The sequence below is a fragment of the Paenarthrobacter nitroguajacolicus genome, assembly GCF_029952445.1.
Lineage (GTDB): Bacteria > Actinomycetota > Actinomycetes > Actinomycetales > Micrococcaceae > Arthrobacter > Arthrobacter nitroguajacolicus_B.
In genome coordinates, this window is record NZ_JAQPPK010000002.1 from 33586 (window position 1) to 59066 (window position 25481).

At 63.3% G+C, this 25481-nt stretch carries 17 protein-coding genes, 2 tRNA genes and 1 riboswitch; of the genes, 10 read left to right on the top strand and 9 right to left on the bottom strand.

Annotation, left to right across the window (positions count from 1 at the left end):
- Window positions 1-71 precede the first annotated feature (71 nt).
- The 4 genes from PJL15_RS01560 to PJL15_RS01575 form a co-directional block, all read right to left on the bottom strand.
- Window positions 72-263 carry a YbdD/YjiX family protein gene (locus PJL15_RS01560; RefSeq protein WP_281449455.1) on the bottom strand — a complete coding sequence of 64 codons (192 nt, stop codon included), beginning with the start codon at window positions 261-263 and terminating at the stop codon, window positions 72-74.
- Window positions 263-2533, bottom strand: a complete 2271-nt coding sequence (locus PJL15_RS01565; RefSeq protein ID WP_281449456.1) for a carbon starvation CstA family protein — start codon at window positions 2531-2533, stop codon at window positions 263-265. Before PJL15_RS01565 ends, PJL15_RS01560 begins: the two co-directional genes overlap by 1 nt.
- Before the next feature lie 148 nt (window positions 2534-2681).
- Window positions 2682-3239: a PadR family transcriptional regulator gene (locus tag PJL15_RS01570; protein ID WP_281449457.1), complete on the bottom strand. Its 558-nt coding sequence runs from the start codon at window positions 3237-3239 to the stop codon at window positions 2682-2684.
- Between the two features lie 28 nt (window positions 3240-3267).
- A complete protein-coding gene (locus PJL15_RS01575; RefSeq protein ID WP_281449458.1) occupies window positions 3268-4251 on the bottom strand; it encodes an NAD(P)H-quinone oxidoreductase in 984 nt (327 codons plus the stop codon).
- Window positions 4252-4352: 101 nt separating this feature from the next.
- On the opposite strand from PJL15_RS01575, the gene PJL15_RS01580 reads away from it, so the two are divergent.
- A tRNA-Ser gene (locus PJL15_RS01580) sits at window positions 4353-4440 on the top strand.
- Window positions 4441-4730: 290 nt separating this feature from the next.
- On the opposite strand, the gene PJL15_RS01585 is transcribed toward PJL15_RS01580, so the two are convergent.
- Entirely contained in the window at window positions 4731-5477 is a 747-nt protein-coding gene (locus tag PJL15_RS01585; RefSeq protein WP_281449459.1) for a DUF3800 domain-containing protein, read from the bottom strand.
- Between the two features lie 214 nt (window positions 5478-5691).
- Here PJL15_RS01585 and PJL15_RS01590 point away from each other — a divergent pair, with 214 nt between their 5' ends.
- The 3 genes from PJL15_RS01590 to PJL15_RS01600 all read left to right on the top strand — a co-directional run bounded on the left by PJL15_RS01590 (window position 5692) and on the right by PJL15_RS01600 (window position 11862).
- Window positions 5692-6477, top strand: a complete 786-nt coding sequence (locus tag PJL15_RS01590) for a VOC family protein (protein WP_281449460.1) — start codon at window positions 5692-5694, stop codon at window positions 6475-6477.
- Window positions 6478-6654: 177 nt separating this feature from the next.
- Entirely contained in the window at window positions 6655-7146 is a 492-nt protein-coding gene (locus tag PJL15_RS01595; protein WP_281449461.1) for a septum formation family protein, read from the top strand.
- Window positions 7147-7329: 183 nt separating this feature from the next.
- Window positions 7330-11862 carry an ExeM/NucH family extracellular endonuclease gene (locus PJL15_RS01600; protein WP_281449462.1) on the top strand — a complete coding sequence of 1511 codons (4533 nt, stop codon included), beginning with the start codon at window positions 7330-7332 and terminating at the stop codon, window positions 11860-11862.
- A 78-nt stretch (window positions 11863-11940) separates the two neighbouring features.
- Here the strand turns inward: PJL15_RS01600 and cycA are convergent, their stop codons facing one another.
- Both cycA and PJL15_RS01610 read right to left on the bottom strand, forming a co-directional pair.
- Window positions 11941-13491: a D-serine/D-alanine/glycine transporter gene (cycA, locus tag PJL15_RS01605; protein ID WP_432443784.1), complete on the bottom strand. Its 1551-nt coding sequence runs from the start codon at window positions 13489-13491 to the stop codon at window positions 11941-11943.
- A gap of 54 nt (window positions 13492-13545) precedes the next feature.
- Window positions 13546-13645: riboswitch (glycine riboswitch) on the bottom strand.
- A 73-nt stretch (window positions 13646-13718) separates the two neighbouring features.
- On the bottom strand, window positions 13719-15656 hold the full coding sequence (locus PJL15_RS01610; protein ID WP_281449464.1) for an FAD/NAD(P)-binding protein: 1938 nt from the start codon (window positions 15654-15656) through the stop codon (window positions 13719-13721).
- A 60-nt stretch (window positions 15657-15716) separates the two neighbouring features.
- Between PJL15_RS01610 and PJL15_RS01615 the strand changes: the two genes are divergently transcribed.
- Window positions 15717-17966, top strand: coding sequence for a prolyl oligopeptidase family serine peptidase (locus PJL15_RS01615; protein ID WP_281449465.1), 2250 nt, complete (start codon window positions 15717-15719; stop codon window positions 17964-17966).
- A gap of 64 nt (window positions 17967-18030) precedes the next feature.
- Window positions 18031-18118, top strand: a tRNA-Ser gene (locus PJL15_RS01620).
- A gap of 94 nt (window positions 18119-18212) precedes the next feature.
- Here the strand turns inward: PJL15_RS01620 and PJL15_RS01625 are convergent.
- Complete coding sequence (locus PJL15_RS01625; RefSeq protein WP_281449466.1) at window positions 18213-19652, bottom strand: MFS transporter; 1440 nt, start codon at window positions 19650-19652, stop codon at window positions 18213-18215.
- Window positions 19653-19762: 110 nt separating this feature from the next.
- Window positions 19763-21928, bottom strand: a complete 2166-nt coding sequence (locus PJL15_RS01630) for a RecQ family ATP-dependent DNA helicase (protein ID WP_281449467.1) — start codon at window positions 21926-21928, stop codon at window positions 19763-19765.
- Between the two features lie 140 nt (window positions 21929-22068).
- Here PJL15_RS01630 and PJL15_RS01635 point away from each other — a divergent pair, with 140 nt between their 5' ends.
- The 4 genes from PJL15_RS01635 to PJL15_RS01650 are packed head-to-tail and all read left to right on the top strand — an operon-like array spanning window position 22069 to window position 25354.
- A complete protein-coding gene (locus PJL15_RS01635; RefSeq protein ID WP_281449468.1) occupies window positions 22069-23487 on the top strand; it encodes a phosphomannomutase/phosphoglucomutase in 1419 nt (472 codons plus the stop codon).
- Between the two features lie 10 nt (window positions 23488-23497).
- The gene (locus PJL15_RS01640; protein WP_281449469.1) at window positions 23498-24412 is read left to right on the top strand and encodes a hypothetical protein; all 915 of its coding nucleotides are present in this window, start codon (window positions 23498-23500) and stop codon (window positions 24410-24412) included.
- Complete coding sequence (locus PJL15_RS01645; protein ID WP_281449470.1) at window positions 24409-24864, top strand: hypothetical protein; 456 nt, start codon at window positions 24409-24411, stop codon at window positions 24862-24864. Before PJL15_RS01640 ends, PJL15_RS01645 begins: the two co-directional genes overlap by 4 nt.
- A 22-nt stretch (window positions 24865-24886) precedes the next feature.
- Window positions 24887-25354: an RrF2 family transcriptional regulator gene (locus PJL15_RS01650; RefSeq protein WP_281449471.1), complete on the top strand. Its 468-nt coding sequence runs from the start codon at window positions 24887-24889 to the stop codon at window positions 25352-25354.
- The last annotated feature ends 127 nt before the right edge of the window (window positions 25355-25481 follow it).

Consider the following 25481-nt stretch of genomic DNA (forward strand, 5'->3'; position numbering starts at 1 on the left):
ACTCTCATGTGGTTCCCGTGATCCTTCGGCCACAGCCGGATTTTGGACTTCGTTCGTAGCGAAACTACACGTCAGCAGCAGCGGCCTTGGGGGTTGCTGTCCTGCCGGTCCATCCGGTCCCGCCAGAACTCGCGTTCGGTCATGGCAGGACCGGCATGGCCGGTGGCGGTGAAGTGCTCAAGGTATTTCGTGTACGCGTCGGCGCCCATAAGGGAGCCCATGTAGGCCGCGAAGCTCCGAAAGCCCTTGATGACCGCGTTCATTAGTGATGCCCGGCTTTTTGGGTCTGCTTCTCGGCGGGCAGGGCGTTCCATTCGGCGAGCAAGGCCTTCTCGGCTGCACTTGGAATCAGCCCGGCAGGGGCGAAGACCTTGGACGGCACGGCGGGATCCTCGTGGTCCTGTCCCCCGCCGGCCCGGATGGCTTTGATGGTGGCAATCACTGCCGCGAGGATAACGATGATGCTCAAGGCCACGAAAATCACCGACAACCAGCCCTGGATGGCGGTATTGCGGACCACAGCTTCCATGGCCGCCACCGATTTGGCAGTACCGAATTCTGTCTTGCCATCAGCCAAGGCCTTGGAGAAGGCCTGGTTGTTGGCGAAGTAGCCCACTGCGGGGACGGGCGAGAAGATCTTGTGGAAGCTCGCCGTAATGGTGACGACGGCGGCAAACGCCAGCGGGACAGCGACGATCCACAGCCACTTGAACGTGCCCCGTTTGGCCACAATGGCCATGCACACGGCCAGGGCGATGGCAGCCAGGAGCTGGTTGGCGATGCCGAACAGCGGGAAGAGCGTGTTGATGCCGCCGAGGGGATCCGTGACACCCATCAGGAGCACCGCACCCCAGGCCGCCACCATGATGGCGGTGCACAACCACGCACCCGGCCGCCAGGAGGCTTCCTTGAACTTGGGGACGAAGTTACCGATGGAGTCCTGCAGCATGAACCGGGCAACACGCGTGCCCGCATCTACGGCAGTGAGGATGAAGAGTGCCTCGAACATGATGGCGAAGTGGTACCAGAAGGCCATCATGCCGGGGCCGCCGATGAATTGCTGCATGATGTGCGCCAATCCCACGGCCAGCGTCGGCGCACCACCGGAACGGGAAATGATGCTCTCCTCCCCCACGTCCTTCGCCGTTTGGGCCAGGACGTCCGGGGTGATGTTCACATTGGCCAGGCCCAGGCTGTTCACCCAGGTCGCGGCGGACTCCACGCTCCCACCGGTCAGTGCCAGGGGTGCGTTCATGGCGAAGTAGATTCCACGATCGATCGAGATCGCTGCCACGAGCGCCATGATGGCCACGAAGGACTCCATCAACATGCCGCCGTACCCGATGAAACGGGTCTGGCGTTCCTTTTCAATCAGCTTGGGGGTGGTTCCCGAGGAAATCAGGGCATGGAAACCCGACAGGGCGCCGCAGGCAATGGTGACGAACAGGAAGGGGAAGATGGCACCGGAGAAGACCGGGCCGTTCTCGCGGCTGGCGAACTCACTGAACGCAGGCACGGTGATTTCCGGACGCACCACGATGATGGCCAGCGCGAGCATTACGATCACGCCGATCTTCATGAACGTGGAAAGGTAGTCGCGCGGCGCAAGGAGCAGCCAGACCGGCAGGATCGCGGCAATGAAACCGTAGATGATCAGCCCCCACGCGATGGTCACCTTGTCCAGGTGGAAGAACGCCGCGCCCCATTCGGTTCCGGCCACCGCGCCGCCGCCAATGATGGCAGCCATGAGGAGCACAAAGCCGATGATGGACACCTCCATCACCTTGCCGGGCCGGATGAACCGCAAGTACACGCCCATGAACAAGGCGATGGGAATGGTCATCCCTACGGAGAACACGCCCCACGGGCTCTCGCCCAGGGCGTTGACAACCACGAGCGCGAGGATGGCAACAATGATGATCATGATCAGCAGGGTGGCAACCAAGGCTGCGGTGCCTCCGATGACACCAAGTTCCTCACGGGCCATCTGGCCCAGCGAACGGCCGCCACGGCGCATCGAGAAGAACATCACCAGATAGTCCTGCACGGCACCGGCAAGAACGACGCCGATGATGATCCAGATAGTGCCGGGCAGGTAACCCATCTGAGCCGCGATAACCGGACCCACCAGCGGACCCGCGCCGGCAATGGCCGCGAAGTGGTGGCCAAACAGCACGTTCCTGTCCGTGCGGACGTAGTCCTTGCCGTCGGCCTTGTACTCGGCAGGAGTAGCCCTGCGGTCGTCCGGCTTGAGCAGGTACCGCTCAATAACCTTGGAATAGAACCGGTAGCCGATCAGGTAGGTGCACACAGCGGCGAAAACGAACCAGATGGCGTTCACGGTTTCGCCGCGAACCAGGGCCAGCATGAACCACGCCACTGCACCCAGCAGCGAAATCGCCACCCAAAGAGCGATCTTCGCAGGAGTCCAGTTGCGTTCTTCAGCTTCGCGTGCCGAATCGTCTACTGCGACTGGAGGGAGCGTGGGATCAAGTCCTTCCACGAGTCCGGTCTGGTCAGGATTCTTGCCCATATCTCCTCCTTGAGAACTGCTGTGCTGCCCTTGGCTCGGACGTACGTCACGGGCAAGCTAGCAAGGAGGTACCCAGCGGCATCGTTTGAAAACACCTCTGGAGTGAACGGCTGCGTTGAGCGGTACCGCTGCTGCGGCCAACGGTTGGCTAGCTGGCGCCGGGGTTGCCCAAGCCGCCCTTGCCCAAGCCCTGCACCATACGCGCCTCGCAAAGGTCCAGCCAACGCACTTCGGCTTCTGCCTGGAACACCAAGGAATCGAGCACCAGCAGAAAGGCAGTATCGGAGGAGCGTTGGTTGGCGGACACCGCTTTGCGCGCCTGCGTGTGCTCCTGCAGAGCCTTGACTGAGACCTCGCGCTGTGACTGGATCACCTCAGAGGCGTCCACTCCGGGAAGAGTCACTGCGAGCGCCAGTTTGATGGCGATCTCGTTCCGGGGTGGATTGCCACGGTCCACCGCCCCTGAGAACCAGGCAGCGACTTCCTCAACCCCGGCGGAAGTGATGCTGTAAATCACGTGGCCACCGCCGTCGTCGCCGTCCTTGCTGACCAAGCCGTCGCGCTCCAAGCGGTCCAGGGTGGTGTAAACCTGGCCGATGTTCAGCGGCCAGGCGGCACCCGTCCGGTCTTCGAATTCCACGCGCAACTCATAGCCGTACCTGGGCTGGTCCTGGAGCAGGGCCAGCAGGCTGTGCCGGATGGACATAAGGCTCCTTGCTGCGCGCGGCGGGTGGTCAGAGAAGCAACAGGACCTTGCCCACGTGCTCCCCCGAGTCAAAGTACTCATGAGCCTGTTGGACCTGGTCCAGCGGGAACGACTTGGCAACCAGTGGCGTAATCCGGCCGTCGGTGAGCATGGGCCAGACGGACTCCCGCACCGCCGTCATGATGACTCCTTTCTCAGCAACCGAACGCGGCCGGAGGGCGGTGCCGATCACGGCTGCGCGTTTGCTGAGGAGCTGGCCCAGGTTGATCTCTGCCTTGGCGCCGCCCTGCAATCCGATGATGATGAGACGGCCATACTCGGCGAGCGCATCGACGTTCTGTTGGAGGTACTTGGCACCCACGACGTCGAGGATTACGTCTGCGCCTTTTCCGCCGTTTTGTGCTTTGAGGCTTTCAACGAAGTCTTCTTCGGCATAGTTGATGGCGATGTCGGCGCCGAGGAACGCCTTGGCTGTGCCCACCTTCTCGTCCGTCCCGGCCGTTGTGGCCACTGTTGCGCCGTAGGCTTTGGCCAACTGGATGGCCATGGTGCCGATGCCGCCGGTGGCGCCATGGATGAGTACCGTCTCGCCGGGCTGCAGCTGTGCGGTCATGATCAGGTTGGAATACACGGTGGCGGCTACTTCGGGAATTGCTGCGGCGGTGATCAGGTCCACGCCTTCGGGAACTCGGAGCACTTGTTCAGCGGGGACGGCCACCTGCTGCGCATAGCCGCCGCCGGACAGGAGCGCCACTACCTTGTCCCCCACGGAGAAAGCCTTGGTGACGCCCGGGCCGAATGCCGAGATGCGGCCGGAAACTTCCAGTCCAGGAACTTCCGACGCCCCGGGCGGTGGCGGGTAGAAACCGCGGCGCTGCTGGACGTCCGCACGGTTCAGTCCCGCAGCAACGACGTCGATCAGCACCTCGCCGTGGCCCGGCACCGGCGAGGCGACCTCGCGCACTTCGAGGACTTCGGGCCCGCCAGGCTCTGAAATGTAGACGGCTTTCATGACGAACTCCCGGTTTCTTGCTTGTCCGCCTGCCCCGGGACAGGGACTGGAGGACGTGATGTTTTGGAACAGCCAACTCCCTATGAAACACTACTAGGCGAGGAAGGTTGTCCGAGCGGCCTAAGGAGCTGGTCTTGAAAACCAGTGTGCGGTAACCCCGTACCAAGGGTTCAAATCCCTTACCTTCCGCGTTTACGCAGTTTAGAGGCCGGTTGAGTCAATCGAGAGGTTGGTTTAGCCGGCCTCTTTCTTGTCCTCAACCAGGATCTGCCGTCGGAATCGACGGTCAGCTTGATCGTGGAGTGCCTTCGTTCCGCCCTTTGCCTGCCAACCGGGTCGTACCCCTTGGCATACGCGTGTAGTGCGTACTTCACCTGATTTGTGGGTATTTCGTGCAATTCGTGCAAAGATAGTGGTACGCCGTGACTGCGTCGATAATCGCAGGTTTGGGGGGAAACCCCCGACACGGCGTCTTTGATTTAACGCCCATGGGGAACGCGCGCGATGCCATAGCCATCCACCCGCCCCTCGGGGCTCTGCCTGAAGGAAGGCAGGAGCGGGTCAAGGAACCGCCTGTCTCCTTTGGTTTCGGCCCGATATACGGCGCCGCCAACCATGTCGGCAAGCTGAATCCCTACGCTGTGGTGTGATGGCGCAATGAAAAGCCCTTCAACGAAGTTGTTGTACGTGCTGAGGTTCGCCCCGTCACCGTTGACCAAGGCGCTGTGGAAGTCCTGAAGCAACCTGTCATCGCGGGGTCCTCGGTTGTCCATGACGATCATGCCGTTGATGGAAACGCCACTCGCCCGTTGCATGTCTTGAAGGAAGTACTGGAAGCGCTCACAGAGGACTTTGTAGGCGCGCTGATAAATGTCATCCAAGCAGTTAACGCCGGGCAGGGCGTACGCTCGCGGCTGGTCCACCACCACAGCCAGCAGTCGGATGGATTTCGTTGACGTGATGACGTTGTAAAGCTTCTCGCGCATCTCGTCTTTGCGGGCCGGTGTCAGATGCGAAAGCGGGCTGTCCCCCGAACGATTGAAGAAGTGCCGCCACTTCAGTTCGCCAGGTGCTTCGTACTCGTCCTGCAGGGTCTTCATGGACCGATTCACGCTGTGCCAGACCTCCTCGGGGATGATGGCACCGCCCAGAACGAACAGATCGCCGGTTTGGACTTTGTCCGGCGGCTTCGGGCTGCCTGACTCATCGGAAAAAAGAATATGCACAACTGCCTTCGGGTAGACGGGACGCACTCTCCACCTTGCCGTGAGGGACTGACATTATTTTGTTTTCCAACAGCCGGTTTTCCCGGATCTGAGAACTGACAACCAGAAGATCATTGAAACTGTCAGACCCCCGGCATAGTGTTCTGACTGTCTCCACACCACCGACATCAGCCGCTGATTTCACGGCGGAACAACAACACAGGAGCATCAACATATGCCTACGCCTGACATCACCCCGGGAGCACCCTGCTGGATCGACCTCATGACTTCCGATACCGGGAAGGCCAAGGAGTTCTACGGCGAGCTGTTCGGCTGGACCTTCCAGACCGGTGACCAGGAGAAATACGGCGGCTACATCACGGCCTCCAAGGACGACCGGATGGTTGCTGGGATCATGCAGAAGCAGGAGGACATGGGGGCCATGCCGGACGTCTGGTCCACGTACCTGCGGACGGACGACATCAAAGCCACCACGGAAGCCGTAGCCGCCAGCGGTGGCCGGGTGTACATGGAGCCTATGGAGGTTCCGGAGCAAGGCAGCATGGCCATGTACGGTGACTCCTCAGGTGCCTCGATCGGCGCTTGGCAGTTCGGGGAGATGAAGGGCTTTGAGGTCGCGGCGGAGGCAGGTGCTCCCGCGTGGCATGAGCTCCTGTCGAAGGATTACGACTCCGCCGTCGCGTTCTACCAGAAGGTGTTCGGTTGGGAAACGGACGTCATGAGCGACACCCCGGAATTCCGCTACACCACCCTCGGCTCCGGAGACACCGCAAAGGCCGGCATCATGGACGCTTCCGGCTTCCTGCCTCAGCAGGTCCCCTCGATGTGGAGTGTGTACTTCGCCGTTGCGGACACTGACGCCACTGTTGAGCAGGCAACAGCCCTTGGTGCCGCCGTTATGCAGGCAGCGGAGGACACACCCTTTGGCAGGTTGGCTACGCTGTCCGATCCGACCGGTGCCGTGTTCAAGGTGATCCAGGACCAGGGGCAGACGGCCTAGACTATGAAAATTCGGGTCCGGCCAGGGCTGCCCCCTACCCAAGGGCGGCCGGCCGGGGCCTCTCACTCGTCGGCCTTGGGGGATCGACCGGCGTGAGAATAACTGTTGCGTCCCTCATCACTGACCACAGGCGCCGTTCAACCGAAATCCTGTGTTCCTTCCCGAATGAGGACCAGAATGCTCCACCTTCCAAAGACCATCAGGGCTGCTGCCGTACTGACCATGGCATCGCTTGCGCTGGCGGGATGTTCGCTCATCAGCAGCGGGGACGCCAAGCGGGACGAATCCGGCAAACCGACGGAATCGTCCAAAGCTGACGCCTTCAAGGTGAAGCTGGGCGACTGCATCGCCAACCCTGACACCGATGAAGTCATGGACGTCACCATCATTCCCTGCGACCAGAGCCATGACCTGGAAGCCTACGCCGTGACCAACCTCGACAGCTCCGCGTTCCCGGGAACCACGGAGGTTGGTAGCAAGGCAGAAGAGTTCTGCGGCGCACAGTTCGCCGGGTTCGTGGGCTTGCCCATCGAAGAATCCGCGTTGGAAGTCACGTACCTCCACCCCACCAGCGAATCCTGGAAGACCGGCGACCGTGAGGTCGTCTGCCTGATTGGTGCTGCCGCCGGAGCCGCTACCACCGGCACCCTCAAGGGCGCCGCCAAGTAAGGACCCGTGCTGGCCGGCAAACCCTCCGGCCACCGCGGGGCCACTTCCCATTCATCCGTTCGTGTTCAGCTATGCCCGAGGCAGCTTTACCCCGGAGTAACTTCCGGGCACATCGCCCACTTCACAAGACAGCGGGCGTCGTCCACAGGGCCCCACAGGGCTCCCTAATGAAAGTTAGAGCGGATGCATCAACAACACTGGAAAACAGCGGCGGGAACAGTCCTGTCAGTCGGGTTGCTCGCAGCCGCACTGACAGCGGCACCCGCCTTCGCGGCGGACGATCCGGCCGCCACCACCAGCAACTCGCCGGTGGTGATCAACGAGGCGTACCTGAGCGGCGGCAGCATCGGCGCCGCCTTCAAGAACAAGTTCGTGGAGCTTTACAATTCCTCGGACGCACCGGTCAGCCTGGCAGGGTGGTCCTTGCAGTACAGGTCCGCTACCGCCACCACGGCGCCCACGGGCATCACTCCCCTCACCGGCAGCATCCCGGCCAAGGGCTACTACCTCGTTCAAGGAGCCACCAACAGTGGCACTTCAACGGCCCCCGCACTGCCGACTCCGGACGTGCAGGCAAGCGGAACACTGAACCCCAGCGGAACCACGGGGACGCTTGTTTTGGCCAAACAGAGCACCGCGGTTTCGCCGCTTCCTGCCGGTTCGGTCACCGGAAACGCTGCCATTGCAGACCTCCTGGGCTACGGCACCTCCAACACTTTTGAGACGGCAGCGGCCACAGCACCAACCAGCAACGCCGACGTCAAGAGCCTCAACCGGACCAACGGCGCAGATACGGACTCCAACGCCGCGGATTTCAGCCTCAGCGCCACCATCACTCCCACCGCTTCGAACGGCGGAACCCCGCCCACAGATCCTGAACCGCAGCCCGGGGTAAAGAGCATCGCCGAAGTCCAGGGCACCGGTGCCGCCAGCCCGTTCGTCGGCAGCACGTTGACGACGCGCGGCAAGGTCACCGCCGTCTACGCATCCGGCGGATTCAACGGCTACTACGTCCAGACCCCCGGAACCGGCGGCGATACCGGCGGGGCGGCCAGGACGGCGTCGGACGCTTTGTTCGTCTACTCACCCACGACGGCGGCAGCGGTCCAGCCGGGCGACTACCTGGAACTCACCGGAGCGGTCAGCGAATTCGCCAACCAGACCCAGCTCACCGTTGAGGCCGCGGGGCTCAAGAAGCTCAGCGAGGCGGCGCCGGAGGTCAAGTCCACCCCCTTCGCTCTGCCGGCCAATGAAGCTGCACGCGAGAGCCTCGAGGGCATGCTCGTCTCCCCGCAAGGCGACTTCACCGTCACCGATAACTACTCCCTCAACCAGTATGGCGAAATCGGCCTCGCTGCAGGCACCTCGCCTTTGGTACAGCCGACGGCGGTGGCCACCTACGGTTCGCCGGAGTACGCCGCTGTGGTCGCGGACAATGCCCTGCGCGGAATCAAGCTCGACGACGGCGCGTCCACGAACTTCCTCAAGGACGCCACCACAAAGGCCCAGCAGCTGCCGTACCTGACCACCTCGGATCCTGTCCGCGTGGGTTCGCCCGCGAAGTTCAAGACCGACGTGATCCTGGGCTACGGCAACAACTCCTGGAAATTCCAGCCGTTGACCGCCCTCACCCCTGCCAACGCCGACTCCGTCCAACCCGCGTCCTTCACGGGTACCCGGCCCAATGGTCCCGCCGACGTCGGAGGGACCCTCAAGCTGGCGTCCTTCAACGTCCTCAACTACTTCCCCACCACAGGCGACCAGCTGAGCGGCTGCGTCTTCTACACCGACCGCGATGGCAACCCGATCACGGTCAAGGAGGGCTGCAACGCCCGCGGTGCGGCCAACGCTGAGAACTTCGAGCGCCAGCAGGCCAAGATCGTCGCGGCCATTACCAAGTCCGGCGCCGACGTCGTATCCCTTGAAGAGATCGAAAACTCAGCCCAGTTCGGCAAGAACCGGGATGATGCCCTCTCCAGGCTGGTTGACGCGCTCAACGTCAAGACGCCGGGCGTGTGGGACTACGTGCGCACTCCCGCCAACGCTCCCCCGCTGAGCGACGAGGACATGATCCGCACCGCCTTCATTTTCAAGAAGGCCGCGGCAGAGCCCGTCGGCGAGTCCATCATCCACAATGACACCGTGGCCTTCGCAAGTGCGCGCAAGCCGCTGGCACAGGTGTTCAAGCCCGTGGGTGCGGCGGATGACAAGAAGTTCATCGCAATCGTGAACCACTTCAAGTCCAAGGGCTCCGCGGCCACTCCGGACGATACCGACAAGGGCCAGGGCGCCTCCAACCTTGCGCGCACCAAGCAGGCCGAATCGCTCCTTCAGTTCTCCAAGGATCTCCAGGCTTCCAAGGGCACGGACAAGGTATTCCTGATCGGCGACTTCAACGCCTACGCCAAGGAAGATCCCATCAACGTCCTCACCGGTGCCGGGTACACCGACCTTGAAGTCGGAACGGGCAAGCACTCCTACCTGTTCGGCGGCATGGTGGGTTCGCTGGACCACATTCTGGCGTCCCCGTCGGCGGCAGGAAAAGTCACGGGAACCGACATCTGGAACATCAACTCCGTTGAGTCGGTGGCCCTGGAGTACAGCAGGTATAACAACAATGTGACCAACTACTATGCCGCGGACGAGTTCAGGGCCAGCGACCACGACCCCGTGGTGGTGGGCCTGAACCTGGCCCCCGACGCACCGGCCACAGTGGACCTGCAATTCCTGGGCATCAACGACTTCCACGGCCGCATCGACACCAACACCGTGCTCTTCGCCGGAACCGTGGAGAAGCTCCGGGCCGCAGCCGCACCCGGCGCAACAGCATTCATCTCTGCAGGTGACAACATTGGCGCGTCCCTGTTCGCGTCCTCAGTGGCGAAAGACCAGCCCACCATCGATGTCCTGAACGCGCTGGAGCTGCAGGCTTCCGCAGTGGGCAACCACGAGTTCGACGGCGGTTGGCCGGACCTGCGCGACCGCGTCATCGCTGGAGGTACCAACGCCAAGTTCGCCTACCTGGGCGCAAATGTCTACCAAAAGGGCACTACCACCCCGGTTCTCCCGGAGTACAAGGTCCTGGACATGAACGGCATGCGCGTGGCCGTCATTGGCACCGTGACCCAGGAAGTTCCTTCACTGGTGACCCCGGCCGGAATTGCCGATCTTGAGTTCGGGGATCCGGTGGAGGCCATCAACCGGGTTGCCGCGAAGATCAAGGCTGAAAACCTGGCAGACCTCATCATTGTGGAGAACCACGACGGCGCCGCCTCCGGAACGCCGGAGGGCGCCACACTGGAGCAGGAGGTCGCCGCAGGCGGTCCGTTTGCCAAACTGGTCAACGAAACCACTCCCGATGTAGCGGCCATCTTCACCGGCCACACCCACAAGGAATATGCCTGGGACGCTCCGATCCTGGACGCCAACGGCCAGCCCACGGGAAAGACCCGGCCCATCGTACAGACCGGTAACTACGGCGAAAACGTGGGCAGTGTGACCCTCACGGTAGACACCGCCAGTAAATCCGTCACAGCGTACAAAGCAGCAGTCGTGGACCGGACAACGGACACCGCTGAAAGCCTCGTTGCCAGCTACCCCCGGGTTGCGGCAGTGAAAACCATCGTGGACAAGGCCCTGGCCCAGGCCGCCGAGATCGGCAACCAGCCGGTGGGCGCAGTGACCGCTGATATCACCACCGCTTTCACCCCGGATCCAGCCGGCGGTGCCCCGAAGCGCGACGACCGCGCGAGCGAATCCACGCTGGGAAACCTTGTGGCGGACTCCCTGGTGGACACGCTCAAGGCGCCTGAACTGGGCGCGGCGGAGATCGGCGTCGTGAACCCCGGTGGGCTGCGGAACGAGCTCTACTACGCACCCGACGGGACCATCACCTACGCGGAGGCGAACGCCGTCCTGCCCTTCGTGAACAACCTCTGGACGACGTCCCTCACAGGCGCGCAGTTCAAGACGCTCCTGGAGCAGCAGTGGCAGACCAACCCTGACGGCACTGTACCCAGCCGCCCGTACCAGCAGCTGGGCCTGTCCAAGAACGTCAACTACACCTACGACGCCGCCCGCCCGGCAGGCGATCGCATCACCGGAATCTGGGTGAACGGCGCCGTAATGGATCCCGCCAAGCAGTACAGGCTGGGCACCTTCAGCTTCCTGGCCACCGGCGGCGACAACTTCCGGGTGTTCAAGGAAGGCAGCAACACCAAGGACACCGGCCTGGTGGACCGCGATGCCTGGATCAAGTACCTGCGCGAACACAACCCTGTGTCGCCTGACTTTGCGCGCCGATCCGTTGCGGTGGCCAACACCACGGCGGCCGAGGTCAAGCCCGGAGAGGCCATCACTTTGGCTGTCTCCAAGCTGAATCTCACCTCGATCGGCAGCCCGGCCAACACCTCGCTCAAGGCGGTCTTCACTGACGCCAAAGGTGCTTCCGTAGTGCTCGGGGATGTACCCGTCACAGCGGGCGCGGCCACGGTGAACCTCAAGGTTCCCGCGGCGGCGGCCCAAGGCGCCGGCACCCTGGTGCTGACCGCCGTCGAAAGCGGAACTGTGGTGAAGGCCCTGGTAAAGGTGGCCGCGAGCGGCCCCCAGCCGCCCCAGTGCACCGCGCCCACCAAGCCGTCAAAGTGGTACGACATCGTGGGCTGGCTGCGGTACGCCTTCGCCTGGTTGGAGTACCAGAAGTGCCTGAGGGGCTAAGCACTCCCAGATAAGGCCAAAAAAGCAGGGCCCTTCACGTAGCCAGCGTGAAGGGCCTGCTTTATCGCGCTGGAAAGCCTACTTGTCGGCCGGTTCCAGCTCCGCCGTCCGCTCGGCATCGCGCTGCAACTCAGCCTGGAACGCCGCGTAACGGGCCAGGTGCGTTGGGCGACGCCGGATGATGAGCCACGCAACGCCAAGAATCACGAACCACAAGGGCGTTGCCAGCAAGGCCAGCAGGGTGTCCGGCTGGGTGGTCAGGGCCCACAGCACGAAGGCAAAGAAGGCAAACACCACCCACACCATCGCCACGCCACCGGGCATCTTGAACGCCGAAGAGTCGTGCAGGTGCGGCCGGCGCTTCCTGAAGGCCAGGTAGCTGGCAAGGATGATCGACCAGACAAACACGAAACAGACCGCAGACACAGTGGTCACCATGTCAAAGGCCTTGCCGACGTCCTGGCCGGCGTACATGAGCACGACGCCGGACAGCAGCAGGACGCAGGACAGGAACAGGGCGTTGCGGGGTACTTTGCGGCCGGAGAGCGCGCCGAACACCTTCGGCGCGTCACCCTCCTGTGCCAGCCCGAAGACCATGCGGGAGGTGGAGTAGATCCCGGAGTTGGCCGAGGACATGGCGGATGTGAGCACCACCAGGTTGACGATGGTGGCCGCTGCACCGAGGCCCGCCAGGGAGAACATGGCGATGAAGGGGCTGTGGCCGGCGGCGAACTGCGTCCAGGGGGTCACGGACATGAGGATGATCAGCGCACCGACGTAGAAGAGCAGCACGCGGATGGGAATGGAGTTGATGGCCTTGGGGAGGTTCTTCTCGGGGTCCTTGGCTTCAGCAGCGGTGGTGCCCACCAGTTCGATGCCCACGAACGCGAAGACCGCGATCTGGAAGCCGGCAACAAAGCCCATGAACTCGTTCGGGAAGAAGCCGCCGTGGCTCCACAGGTTGGTGAAGCTGGCCGGCCCTGCGTCGGACTGGAAGCCGCTGAAGATCATGAACAGGCCAACGATGATGAGCGCTGCGATGGCCACGATCTTGATGAGCGCGAACCAGAATTCGGTTTCGCCGAAGGCCTTCACGGTTGCCAGGTTCAGAAGCAGGAGGATGCCGATGGTGATCAGTCCCGGTACCCACAAGGGAAGGGAGGGCCATAGCTCCTGGGAATACCCGGCGATGGCGATCACGTCGGCGATGCCGGTGATGACCCAGCAGAACCAGTAGGTCCAGCCGGTGAAGAACCCGGCCCAAGGGCCCAGGAGGTCGGCGGCGAAGTCGCTGAAGGACTTGTAATTCAGGTTGCTCAGGAGCAGTTCGCCCATTGCCCGCATGACGAAGAACAGCATGAAGCCGATGATCATGTACACGAAAATGACCGACGGGCCGGCCGCGGAGATGGTTTTGCCCGAGCCCATGAAGAGGCCGGTGCCAATCGCTCCGCCGATGGCGATGAGCTGGATGTGGCGGTTGCTGAGCTGGCGTTCGAGATGTGGTGAATCGGTGCCGGTGGTGGGATGAATCGTCAAAGGAACTCCGTCGTTCAGGCGGCACAGGGTGCCACATTGATTCGGGTTCCTCCCCGCTCTGTACGTGGACCTGAGAGTTTCCGCAGGCATGGGCCTGCTTGCACCTTCGGTGAGTCCGGTGGCCGGACTGCTTTCCAGAGTTGCCTCGCCGCGGCGGTACATGGGCCTGAGAGATTCCTGGGGAGGGTTTGCTCCTACGGCGCCTGACGAAATGTACCCGGCAGGACTCTCCCGCCGCAGATCAAAAGCGCGCACACCCAACGGGTGATGCAGCTCACACAGTAACGAAGGCTGGCAAGTGACGCAAGCCCGCGTCCTTAGAGACCCAGAATGCTTCTCGCGATCTCGTCGGCATCCCGAAGGGTCCGCTGGCCGCTGGCATAGGCGGGCCCGGAGCGCGGACGGGCCTCCGCCGCGATGGCGTTGCCCCACTGCGAAGAGGACAACTGCAGGCCCAGGACGTACATGTTTTCCGTGATCGAACCATTGGCGGCCAGGGGGCGGTACGGGTGTGGCTCGACGTCCAGGCCCGTGGTCTGCATGGGTGTGCCCTCCACGCTCATCATGATCTTGGTCCGCACCAGGCCATCAGCCATGAGCTGTTCGAGGAGGGGCGAAATGTTGATGCCAACCCTGTTCGCCGGCGACATCGCCTCAATGAGGGTCGGCGCCTCCACGGGCGCGTCGTGAACCCAGGGCGAGGCGGCCCGGAACACCTTGGCGCCACGGTCCACGCTGAATTTGGGGTCCGGTCCAACAAAACTCACGACGCCGGCACGCGCCAACGCGGCCAACTGCTCCGAACGCAGGGCCGGAGGTCCGCTGGCCAGTCCTTCGACGAACGATTCGAACCAGCCACGCAATCCTGCCAGCCACGACTCGTCCGTGATGCCGCCATCGGCTACGACGGTCTTGAGGATGGCCCGGCCGGTGTGCAGGGCTCCGATAGCCATTTTCACGGGGTCCGCTTCACCGAGCGCCGAACGCCGCGCGTCGTCATCCAGATACGCGGTGATCGCGGCGTCCAAGTCACGCCGTGACGCGAAGGTACGCCCCGCCAAGGGTGCCGCGAGTCCCCGCAGGTTCAACCGGCGTGAAGCCACCACGTGCTTTTCAACGAGGACTTCCACGTCGCTTTCCCAGTTCGCCGTGGTGTGGGCATGCGGCTGGAGAGCGTCCTCGAGATCGGCCAAAAACTGTGCCGGATCCTTGATCGCCGCAGGCTGGGAGCGGGAAAGCGTTGAGTAGTAAGCCCACAACGCGTCCCGATGCAGCAACGGCCAAAGGTCGTGGTCGAAACCGGGCTGGATGTCCGCGGCCCGGAAGCGGACAACCGCGTCCTCCGTCAGGTACCGCATGGTGATACTGCGTGGGTAGTAGCCGTCCAATCCCGCCTTGGCCCGGTACGGGGTACCCCTGCGGGAAGCCGCGATGATCCTGGGCTCACGGCCGGATGCCTTGTACTCCAGCACCCCTGCACCTGGCGCCCCGGTTTCGACGAACTTGCCGCCGCGACCCTCGGTCAGCTGGCCCATGACGTCGAAAAAGTTCAAGCCCATGCCGCGGACAAGAACTGGTTGGCTGTCCGGAACCGCCTGCCAGTCCACGTCGGCAGGAGGTGCCGGCGGAAAGTACAGAAGGCCCAACTCGTCAGCGGCACGCTTGAAGGATTTCTGCTCCGGATTCAGCCGGGATTCAATGTGCCCCAACGCCAGCACCACGGAATCCACGGTGAGCGTCGCGCCGTCGACAAGCTCGACGTCGAACATCCCGTCAACCGGCCGCGCAGCCACGGCGAGCGTTTCATGGAAGGTGACCTCGACGCCGTCGGGCATCCGTTCCAGCAGCTCCGCCAGGGTCTGCCGCAAGTATCGGCCGTAGAGCGCTCGGCTGGGGAAGTCGTGGGAATCCAGGGTGGCCAGCTCGGCTTTTTCGGCGTCGTTCAGGCCAACGCCATCCCGACGCCGGGCCTCGCGCCACTGATCGAAGGAAGTCCCCGCCAGCGGCGTTGCGAGCCGGGGGTCTTCAGGGATCAAAGTGGGATAGAAAGACTGGGTGTTCATCAGGTACAGGCGCGACTGCTCCGGCTGCCACACGTGGCCCGAACCGGCGGGGAACGGATCCACAACATGGATGTGGAGGGTGGTTCCCGGGGTGCTCTCCGCAGCCCAATTCGCGAGCAACCGTTCAAGGACACTGGTGCCCCGGGGGCCGGCCCCCAGCAGGGCAACACGGTTGGTTTGCGATTTAGCCACGCTCCAGCCTAACTTCTGCGTGACTTGCTTACCGTCGAACTGTGTTGCTTGGATGGGGCGATGACCACCACAGCAGCTGATCAGTCGCCACGTTCCGAGAACGACACCGCGCCAACTTCCGGGCCGCGCCATGCGGCGGAGTCCGCGCCTGAGCCCACGGACGAAAACGCCTGGCTTGAAGACATCCACGGCGAAGAACAGCTGGCCTGGGTGCGGGAACAAAACGCCCGCACCGAAGAGCTGCTGGAAGACGCCGACTACGCGGTAGTCGAGTCCGGCATCCTGGAAGTCCTCGACTCCACGGACCGGATCGCCATGGTCAACAAGCGCGGCGATTTCTACTACAACTTTTGGAAGGACCAGGAGCACCCCAAGGGCCTCTGGCGGCGCACCACCTGGGAGAGTTACCTCACCGAGGATCCAGAGTGGGATGTACTGCTCGACATCGACGCCCTCGCTGCTGCCGAAGGCGTCGAATGGGTCTTCCACGGGGCTGGATTCCTCCGCCCCGCGGACGACTCGGAGTACCGCCTGGCCATGGTTTCGCTCTCCCCCGACGGCGGTGACGCCGACCGCCACCGCGAGTTCGACGTCGAATCGCGCACCTTCGTGGACCCGGCAGCCGGTGGCTTCGACATCCCAACCGCCAAGGGCAACATCAGCTGGCTCGATGCCGACACCTTGCTCGTGTCCAGCACAGCCGAGGGCCTGCCCGCGACGTCGTCCTCCTACGCACGGACCGGCGTCAAGCTTCACAGGGGCCAGTCGCTCGCGGACGCCGAACGGCTCTTCGAGATTCCTGAAAACCACATGCTGGCCATGGTGGCGCACGACTCCACTCCCGGGTTCGAGCGGACATTCGCCGTGGACTACATCGACTTCTACAACCGCAGTACGTGGCTCCTGCGCGACGACTCGTGGGTGGCCGTTGACGTGCCCACCGACGTCAACATCAGCGTCCACCGGGATTGGCTGCTTTTCCGGCCCCAGGGTGACTGGGAGGTAGCCGGCGAGGTCCATCCTGCCGGTTCCCTGCTGGCCGCGGATTTCGAAAGCTACTTGGCGGGTTCACGTGACCTGCTGGTTCTGTTCACCCCTGATGCGCGCACGTCCCTGCAGTCCTGGAGCTGGACCAAGGACTACCTGCTGCTGAACCTCCTGCGGGATGTTTCCTCTGAGATCCGCGTGCTGGACCCATCAATCGTGGATGCCGGCGGAGCGTGGGCATCCACGGTCTTGAATGCCTGCCCTCCCCTGCACGACGTCAACGCGTACGCCGTGGACGATGAAGACATCTCTGATTCGGGCGCCGGGAACGACTTCTGGCTGGTAGCCACGGGCTTCACGACGCCCACCACCCTGACCCGGGGAACGCTTTCTGCTCCATCGTCCGGCGCCGAGGCCGGCGGCGTTGCGAGCGAACACGCAGTGGTGAAGCGGTCGCCGTCGTTCTTCAACGAAGCCGGCTACGAAGTCCAACAGCACTTCGCGGTTTCCGAGGACGGAACCAAGGTTCCCTACTTCCAGGTTGCGTCCAAGGACCTGGTGCTCGACGGCGAGAACCCCACCCAGCTTTCCGGCTACGGCGGATTCGAGGTGTCCCGGACTCCGGCGTACAGCGGGACCATTGGGCGGGCCTGGTTGGAGCGACGCACCGTGGGTACATCGTCCGACGACGGCGCTGCCGCGCACTCACGCGGTGGCGTCTACGTTGTGGCCAACATCCGCGGCGGCGGCGAGTACGGCCCCTCATGGCACCGGGCGGCGCTCCAGGAGAACCGGCACCGCGCCTACGAGGACTTCGCCGCCGTAGCCCGTGACCTGATCTCGCGGGGCGTCACGAGCCGCCGCAGGCTGGGTTGCGTGGGCGGCTCCAACGGAGGCCTCCTGGTGGGCAACATGCTGACCCAATACCCGGAACTGTTCGGTGCCGTGTCCTGTGGTGTGCCGCTCTTGGACATGCGCCGCTACACCAAGCTCTCTGCTGGTTACTCGTGGATCGCCGAATATGGCGACCCGGACGTTCCGGCGCAGTGGGACTTCATCCGCACCTTCTCGCCCTACCACCTGCTTCGGGATGGCGTGGAGTACCCGGAGACCTTCATCTGGACCGCCACTTCCGACGACCGGGTAGGGCCGGTACAGGCCCGGAAGATGGCCGCCCGGATGCAGGCCATGGGGATTCCGAACGTCTGGTTCCATGAAGCCTTGGAAGGTGGGCACGCCGGAGCTTCGGACAACCGGCAGGCCGCAGCACTGCAGGCCCGGAGCAACCACTTCCTGTGGCTTTCGCTGGCCGGGAGCAACTGACCAACAGCTGTTTTGCGCTGGACGGCAGGTTCTGCGTATCCTTGGTGGGCTAGCAATAGCGATTGGAGACGTGCCAGAGCGGCCGAATGGGCTTCACTGCTAATGAAGTGTGGGGCACAACTCCACCGGGGGTTCAAATCCCCCCGTCTCCGCGAATTGGTCCCGGTTTTCGAACCGGGACCTTTTGCGTTTAAAGCGCGGTGTTTGGGACTTGGCTCAGGGGCGCTTGGCGCCGGTGAGCTTGGCTCAGGGGCGCTTGGCGCCGGCTGCCACGCCGCTGACTTCCGCGCCAGCGTGCCGGTGGAGGGTCAAGCTGTCCACGGTGCTGATCAGCATCAGGATGGCCATGGCGATGAATGCTCCCTTGTAGGCTCCCACGTGATCCGCTCCAAACACGGCGGTTGCCTCAAAGAGGCGGAGGAACAAGGCCCCGACGGCGATCCCGGCGGCCGCAGCCAGCTGGACTAGCGTCGCCGAGATTGCGTTGGCTGAAGGCAACTGGCCAGGAACGATGTCCGCGTATTGAACTGATGCGTACGCGGAGAAGCCGATGGAGCGGAAGGCGCCGCTGAACAGCAGCAACGCAAAGATCAAAGGCTCGGGAGTCTGTGCGTTGAGGAAGGCGCACAAAGCGAACGTCACTGCAGAGGCGAAGGAGGCAAAGACAAGAACGGCTTTGAACCCGAAGCGCCTGATGAGGGGCGTAGTGGCGGGCTTGATCCCGATGTTGCCCACGAAGACTGCAGCAACCATGATGCCGGCCTTGAGCGGATCCCAGCCGAACCCGTCCTGGAACATCAAGGGCAGCAGGAACGGCACAGAACTGATGGTCAGCCGGTAAATGAACCCGCCGGTGGACGTCGCGCGGAACGTCCTGGTGCCAAAAACACCGAGGTTGAACAGCGGCACTCTGGCCTTCTTCATCCACCAGAGGGCCCCCGCCAGGGAAAGCACCCCTGCTGTCACCACGAGTACGGCAAGTAGGTTGGACGAGTGTCCGCCCAGGGTTTCGAGCCCCACCACCAGGGCGCCGACACCCAGGGTGGTCAGCAGCAAACCAAACCAGTCCAGGCGGCGTCGCCCGTCGAACTGTGTGCGTGGAACCAGCCTGAGGGCGGCGATGAACGCTGCCAGGCCAAGGGGAACGTTGATGATGAAGATCCAGTGCCACGAAAGGAAGCTGGTGAGCGCTCCGCCCACCATCGGAGCCAGAACTGGAGCGAGGAGCCCGGGCCACACGAGGTACGCCGTGGCCCGGAGCAGTTCGGATTTGGGCGTTCCACGGAGGACCACCAGAGTGCCGACAGGAACCATCATGGCCCCGCCCATCCCCTGGGCCACCCGGCTGAGAGTGAGCATGGTCAAGTCGGTGCTCACTGCGCAGAGCAGGGAAGCGATGGTGAAGATGGAAATGGCCAGGCAGAAGATCCGTCGGGCCCCGAACCGTTCAGCAAGCCAACTGCTCAGGGGGATTCCCATCGCCACCGTTACCAAGTAGGCCGTCATGGTGATGTTGATGTCGGCTGGCGCGACACGGAAGTCCGAGGCGATGCTGGGAATGGCTGTGGTCAGGATGGTCCCGTCCAGGAACTCCATGAAGAACGTTGCTGCCACCAGCAGGGCCAATCGCGGCCGCCAGCTGGTTTGGCTGGCTTCTGCGATATCTGCACTAGGTCTTGTGGTCATGACTCCGGTCCAAGTTCGAGCTGGTGCTCAGCGATAGGCAGCAAGGGTGTTTCCTCGATCCTATAGACCTGGTGTGGGAGCGATCACAACATGACGCTTTCCTACCGCGCCTACCCGGCCTGCGCAAGTGCCAGCGGGAGAACTGCCGCGACGCCCGCCTGCCGCAAAGCCCGGGCCGAAACCGTCATGGTCCAGCGGCTGTCGACCAAATCATCCACCAACAACACTGGCTGGCTCCCGATCCCTGACAGCGCTTGGGCAAGTTCCGGCCCGATAACCAAGCGATCCCACACCCCGGCAAGCCTGTAGGCGCTATTGCCTCCGCGCGCTCCGGTGGGCCCACCGTGCGCCGGCTGAAGTTGGCCCAAGTACGGCATCCTGCCTATGCTGGCTATCCCTTGAGCCAGGGAATCAACCAGCGCCGGCTTGCTCCGGGAAGGAATGCTGACCACAGCGGCGGGTCGGCCCGCACCGCTCCACGGGGTCCCGCCTTCGGCACCGGACCATTCACGCAGTACTTGGACACAGGCCTGCAGCATCGCAGGATCCACCGCACGGTCCGGCGCTCCGGCTGCGAACAATTCCCGGAGGGCCCCACCCCAACCCAGGTCTGTCAGCCTGGCCAGAACGCGTCCCTCGGCAATGCTCTCGTCCGGCTTGATCTTGCCTTTGACCGCAACGCCCAGCCGGTCCATGCCGCTGGGCCATTGGAGCCGCGGCTCCACGGCAATTCCTGCCCTGCGGAGCGTCTGGCCCGCGGCGTCTGCCGCCGAGTCCGCGATATCAACAGGGAACCATCGTCCGGCGCAGTTGTCGCAGCGTCCACAGGCGGCTGCTGTTTCGTCATCCAGGACCGAGGTGATGTACTCCATCCGGCAGCCGGCCGTGTCCTGGTAGATCACCATGGAATCCTGCTCGTCCACACGGGCCTCGGCAATGCGGGCGTAGCGTTCGGCGTCGTAGTGCCACGGCCGCCCGGTTGACCGCCAACCTCCGCCAACGCGCTCTACTGCACCGTCCACGGCCAAGACCTTCAGCAGGAGCTCCAGAGGCGTACGGCGGAGGTCTACCCGGGCTTCCAACGCGACGGTGGACATGGCAGAGCCAGCGTCGCCCAGAACAGCCAGCACCGCCGCCGCCTTTTCCTCGGAAGGCATCGACGCCGTGGCAAAGTACTGCCAGATCTCGCGGTCCTCTGATCCCGGCAGCAGGAGGACATCTGCGTTGGCTGCGCCACGGCCGGCGCGTCCCACCTGCTGGTAGTAGGCAACCGGCGATGACGGGGCGCCGAGGTGGATCACGAAGCCCAGATCGGGTTTGTCGAACCCCATGCCCAAGGCAGAGGTTGCCACCAGTGCCTTAACCTGGTTGTCCTTGAGGAGTTGCTCTGCCCGCTCACGATCGCCCGGGTCTGTTCGACCCGTGTAAGCAAGCACGTTGTGCCCGGCTTCGGAAAGCAGCCGGGCAGTGTCTTCTGCAGCGGAGACAGTGAGCGTGTAGATGATGCCGCTCCCCGGCATATCCGCGAGGTGGGTCAGCAGCCAGCCGAGCCGGTCCCGGGAGTCGGAAAGGTTGAGGACACCCAGGCGCAGCGACTCCCGGCCCAGGCCCCCGCGGATGGTCAGCACTCCCGCGCCGAGCTGCTCTTCAATATCATGGACCACCCGGGAGTTGGCAGTGGCTGTTGTCGCCAGGACGGGAACGGTCTCCGGCAATTGGGCGATGAGGTCCGAGATCCGGCGGTAGTCGGGTCGGAAATCGTGCCCCCAGTCGGAAATACAGTGCGCTTCATCGATCACCAGGAGCCCTGTCCGCCGGATGAGCTCGGGAAGCTGGTTCTCCCTGAACGACGGATTGGTCAGGCGCTCCGGCGACACCAGCAGAACGTCGACGTCGTCAGCGGCCAACTGCGCCAGGACCGTGTCCCATTCCAGCGCATTCGCGGAATTAATCGCGACCGCCCGGACCCCTGCCCGTGCAGCTGCGGCCACCTGGTCACGCATGAGCGCCAGCAGGGGTGAGACGATCAACGTTGGCCCCGCTCCCCGTCTGCGCAAAAGCAAGGACGAGACGAAGTAGACGGCAGACTTCCCCCAGCCGGTGCGTTGGACCACGAGCGCCCTGCGGCCCGCATCCACCAACGCCTCGATCGCTTCAAACTGGCCATCGTGGAACTGTGCCTCCGGGTGGCCAACCAGTTCGCGAAGGCACGCCAGCGCCTCCTGCTTGGTTGCTGATTGCACGGGAACGGCAGTGTTTGGGGAAATGTTGGCCATGTCCCCAGTATTCCAGTCGCCCCTGACAGCCAGAACGGGCGGGTCCCGCTATGTGGATAACAGCTGTATGGATAACGACTATCCACATACAGCGCCCACGGGTTCCTGCCGCGCTGGGTAGCCACAGTAGGATTGAGCCCGTGACTAGCGAGCAGAACAAGACATTCGACCTCTCGGCATCCTTTAAGGCGTATGACGTCCGGGGCATCGTGGGTGAATCCATCACGGCTGAAATCGTCGAGGCCGTCGGCGCCGCCTTCATCGACGTCCTTGGCCTTGAAGGGGAAACTGTCCTCGTTGGTGGCGACATGCGTCCTTCATCACCGGAGTTCAGCCAAGCCTTCGCAAACGGCGCGGCAACCCGGGGAGCCAACGTCCAGCTCCTGGATCTGATCTCCACAGATGAGCTCTACTACGCGTGCGGCGCCTTGAACGCTGCCGGCGCAACTTTCACCGCCAGCCACAACCCCGCCGAATACAACGGCATCAAAATGGCCAAGGCCGGCGCCCAGCCCATCTCGTCCGAAAGCGGCCTGAAGGAAATCCAGGCACTCGCCGAGCAGTACTTGAACGCCGGAAGCATCCCGTCCGCCGCCACCCGCGGCGAGATCGGAGTCCACGATGTCCTGAAGGACTATTCCGAGTACCTGCGCAAACTGGTGGACCTCTCAGGTTCCCGTCCGCTGAAGATCGTTGTCGACGCCGGCAACGGCATGGCCGGCCTGACCACTCCGGCAGTCCTTGGCGACAAGCTGCTTCCGGCATTGCCTTTCGAGATCGTCCCGCTCTATTTCGAACTGGATGGTTCCTTCCCGAACCACCCCGCCAACCCGCTGGAACCGGAAAACCTTCGCGACCTCCAGGCGGCAGTAGTCAAGCACGGCGCGGACATCGGATTGGCTTTCGACGGCGACGCGGACCGTTGCTTCGTGATAGACGAAAAGGGTGACGCTGTCTCGCCGTCGGCCATCACAGGGATGGTCGCCCGCCGCGAGATTGCCCGGGCCCGGATGTCCGGGGAAGAAACCCCCGTCATCATCCACAACCTCCTGACCTCAAAAGCCGTTCCCGAACTCGTGGCCAAGGACGGCGGCCGTGCCGTGCGGACCCGTGTGGGACACTCCTTCATCAAGGCTGTCATGGCGGAGGAAGGCGCCGTTTTCGGCGGAGAGCACTCGGCGCACTTCTACTTCAGGGATTTCTGGAACGCCGATACCGGAATGCTCGCAGCCATGCACGTGCTTGCCGCCCTCGGTGAGCAGGACGGCCCGCTCTCGGAGCTCGGCCGCCAGTACGAACCGTACGTCTCGTCGGGCGAGATCAACTCGGAGATCGAAGACAAGGCCGGCGCCGTGGAACGCGTACGCGCGGACTTTGAAACCGAAGACATCGACATCGATCACATGGACGGCAGCACCTTCACGGCAAAGGACGGTAGCTGGTGGTTCAACTTGCGTCCTTCCAACACCGAGCCCTTCCTGCGGTTGAACGCCGAAGCCAAGGACCAGGCCACCATGGAGAAGATCCGCGACCGCGTCCTGGCGCTGGTCCGGGGCTAGGCTTACAGCCATGACGCAGCTTCCCTCCGAGGCGCGGATCTCCCCTGACACCGAACTGGCCGCAGTCGTGGCCGAGGCCCTTAAATTGGCCGACGCGCAGTTGGTGATCAACAAGGGCTTTACTCCGTTCGTCTTCATGCTCGACCATGACGGCGCCATCCACCGCGGTGAAGTCCCCCAGGAAATCCAGGGGAGCATGCCGCCGGACCCGCTGGTGGCCGTGAAGCTGACCATCGATCTCTTTTCGGGCCATGCCGATAACCTCCTCGCAATGGTTGCCGTATTGGATCCGCAGTCCGGCAAGACGGAGGACACCCTCCACCTTTGGGCTGAACACCGCAGTGGCATAAGCCAGATCATCCGTGTGGACTTCACTCGAAAGAAGTTCCTGAAGCACCCCACGTTCAGCGAACCCCGCGTGGAGGCACAGACTGCCCACGTGTGGACCGGCGAGTCCCCGAGCCCGGCGGAGGAATGGTGGCACGAGGGCCTCTCCGAGCAGGCCATCCAGGATGTGTTCAGCTTGGTGGGCGTCGCTGTTCCTTTCGCCCAGGATCAGCTGGCTAAGAACGGCGTCCTTGCCCCCTACGGGATCACCACCGATCTTGAGGGCGTGGTGGGGCACAGCATGGCTTATCTGGAGCCCAACGAAGACGGCGACGTGGATTCCGCGGAGGCGGTTCAGCTGATGACAGAAGGTTTCCGCAAGGACCGGGAAGGGCTCCGTGGGACCTGCATCCTGGCCGATATCAGCATCCAGGCTGACGACGGCGGAGTCGTGGACGCGGTGAGGCTGCACATTGAGCACGCCGAGGGACTGTCGATGCACATCCTGAAACCCTACGAACTCGTGGGAGAACACCAAGCGGTCGCATTCGGGGAGTCAGCGGTAATACCCGCCGAGGCAAGAGTGTGGTCGGCATGAGCGAGCAATCCGCCGGCACAACCTCCCCGGAAGAATCGGCGCAGGACCGCGAGCTCAGGGAGACCTTGGGCACTGGTCTTGGTACTGCCCAGGAACATCTCCAACAAAATGGCGGCTTCTTTCCCTTCGCCATCACGCTGGCGAACGATGGTGAACTCCGGATCGTCATGGTAACTCCGGGGGAACCGGACGAGGACGGCCACGTCGACGCCGGGCAAATGCTGTCCGACCTCCACGAACTGTTGCGCCAAGGCCGCGAAGACTTCCGGGCCGTTGCCATCGTCAGCGATGTCAGCCTGCCCGAACACGGTTCGGATGGCATCCATGGCGCAGCGGAGCACCGTGATGGTGCTGTCCGGGCTGCCATCATTCCCTATGTCCCGGGAGCTGGCGGTTTCACCTTCGCCGCCATGGAGCCGGATACCAACGAGCCATCCATCTGGGTGGACTAGACCGACGATCTAAACTGATTCCATGAAGATCAACGCCTTCGCAGATGTGAGCCTTCGGGCCATCATGGTGTTGGCTGCTGCCCCGGAGGGTTCACTGCTGACCACGCAGGCCGTCGCAGACGCCGTCGGAACCCCCTACAACCACGTCAGCAAGGCGATGGTCCGCTTGCGCGCACTGGGACTTATCGACGTCGAACGCGGACGGCTGGGTGGGTCACGCTTGAACGACGCCGGTCGGCAGGCCACCGTGGGTGAGGTTCTGCGTCACCTGGACAGCCGGCAGGATCCTGCGGAGTGCCAGTCCCCCACCAAGAACTGCCCCCTCATTACCGAATGCGGACTGCGTCACGCCATGACCCGCGCCAGGGAAGCCTTCTACCGCGAGTTGGACACCGTGGTCATTTCTTCGCTCCCCCACGCGCGGCAAATGGAACCAGTGTTCGAATCAATCGGGCTCCGGCCTGAGTTCCGCACACCTGCAGTGCAGTAGCAACCCGGCGGACCTACGGCATCCATCGTTCGGTCGCCCAGGAACCAAGCCAGGAACGACGGCGGCCCGCCACCTTTCAAACGAAAGGTGACAGGCCGTCGTCGTTCACTTAAGGACGCCATTGTCC

Coding starts and splice junctions, on each gene's coding strand:
- PJL15_RS01560 (WP_281449455.1), bottom strand. CDS start 263: ATGAACGCGGTCATCAAGGGCTTTCGGAGCTTCGCGGCCTACATGGGC.
- PJL15_RS01565 (WP_281449456.1), bottom strand. CDS start 2,533: ATGGGCAAGAATCCTGACCAGACCGGACTCGTGGAAGGACTTGATCCC.
- PJL15_RS01570 (WP_281449457.1), bottom strand. CDS start 3,239: ATGTCCATCCGGCACAGCCTGCTGGCCCTGCTCCAGGACCAGCCCAGG.
- PJL15_RS01575 (WP_281449458.1), bottom strand. CDS start 4,251: ATGAAAGCCGTCTACATTTCAGAGCCTGGCGGGCCCGAAGTCCTCGAA.
- PJL15_RS01590 (WP_281449460.1), top strand. CDS start 5,692: ATGCCTACGCCTGACATCACCCCGGGAGCACCCTGCTGGATCGACCTC.
- PJL15_RS01595 (WP_281449461.1), top strand. CDS start 6,655: ATGCTCCACCTTCCAAAGACCATCAGGGCTGCTGCCGTACTGACCATG.
- PJL15_RS01600 (WP_281449462.1), top strand. CDS start 7,330: ATGCATCAACAACACTGGAAAACAGCGGCGGGAACAGTCCTGTCAGTC.
- cycA (WP_432443784.1), bottom strand. CDS start 13,491: ATGCCTGCGGAAACTCTCAGGTCCACGTACAGAGCGGGGAGGAACCCG.
- PJL15_RS01615 (WP_281449465.1), top strand. CDS start 15,717: ATGACCACCACAGCAGCTGATCAGTCGCCACGTTCCGAGAACGACACC.
- PJL15_RS01625 (WP_281449466.1), bottom strand. CDS start 19,652: ATGACCACAAGACCTAGTGCAGATATCGCAGAAGCCAGCCAAACCAGC.
- PJL15_RS01630 (WP_281449467.1), bottom strand. CDS start 21,928: ATGGCCAACATTTCCCCAAACACTGCCGTTCCCGTGCAATCAGCAACC.
- PJL15_RS01640 (WP_281449469.1), top strand. CDS start 23,498: ATGACGCAGCTTCCCTCCGAGGCGCGGATCTCCCCTGACACCGAACTG.
- PJL15_RS01645 (WP_281449470.1), top strand. CDS start 24,409: ATGAGCGAGCAATCCGCCGGCACAACCTCCCCGGAAGAATCGGCGCAG.
- PJL15_RS01650 (WP_281449471.1), top strand. CDS start 24,887: ATGAAGATCAACGCCTTCGCAGATGTGAGCCTTCGGGCCATCATGGTG.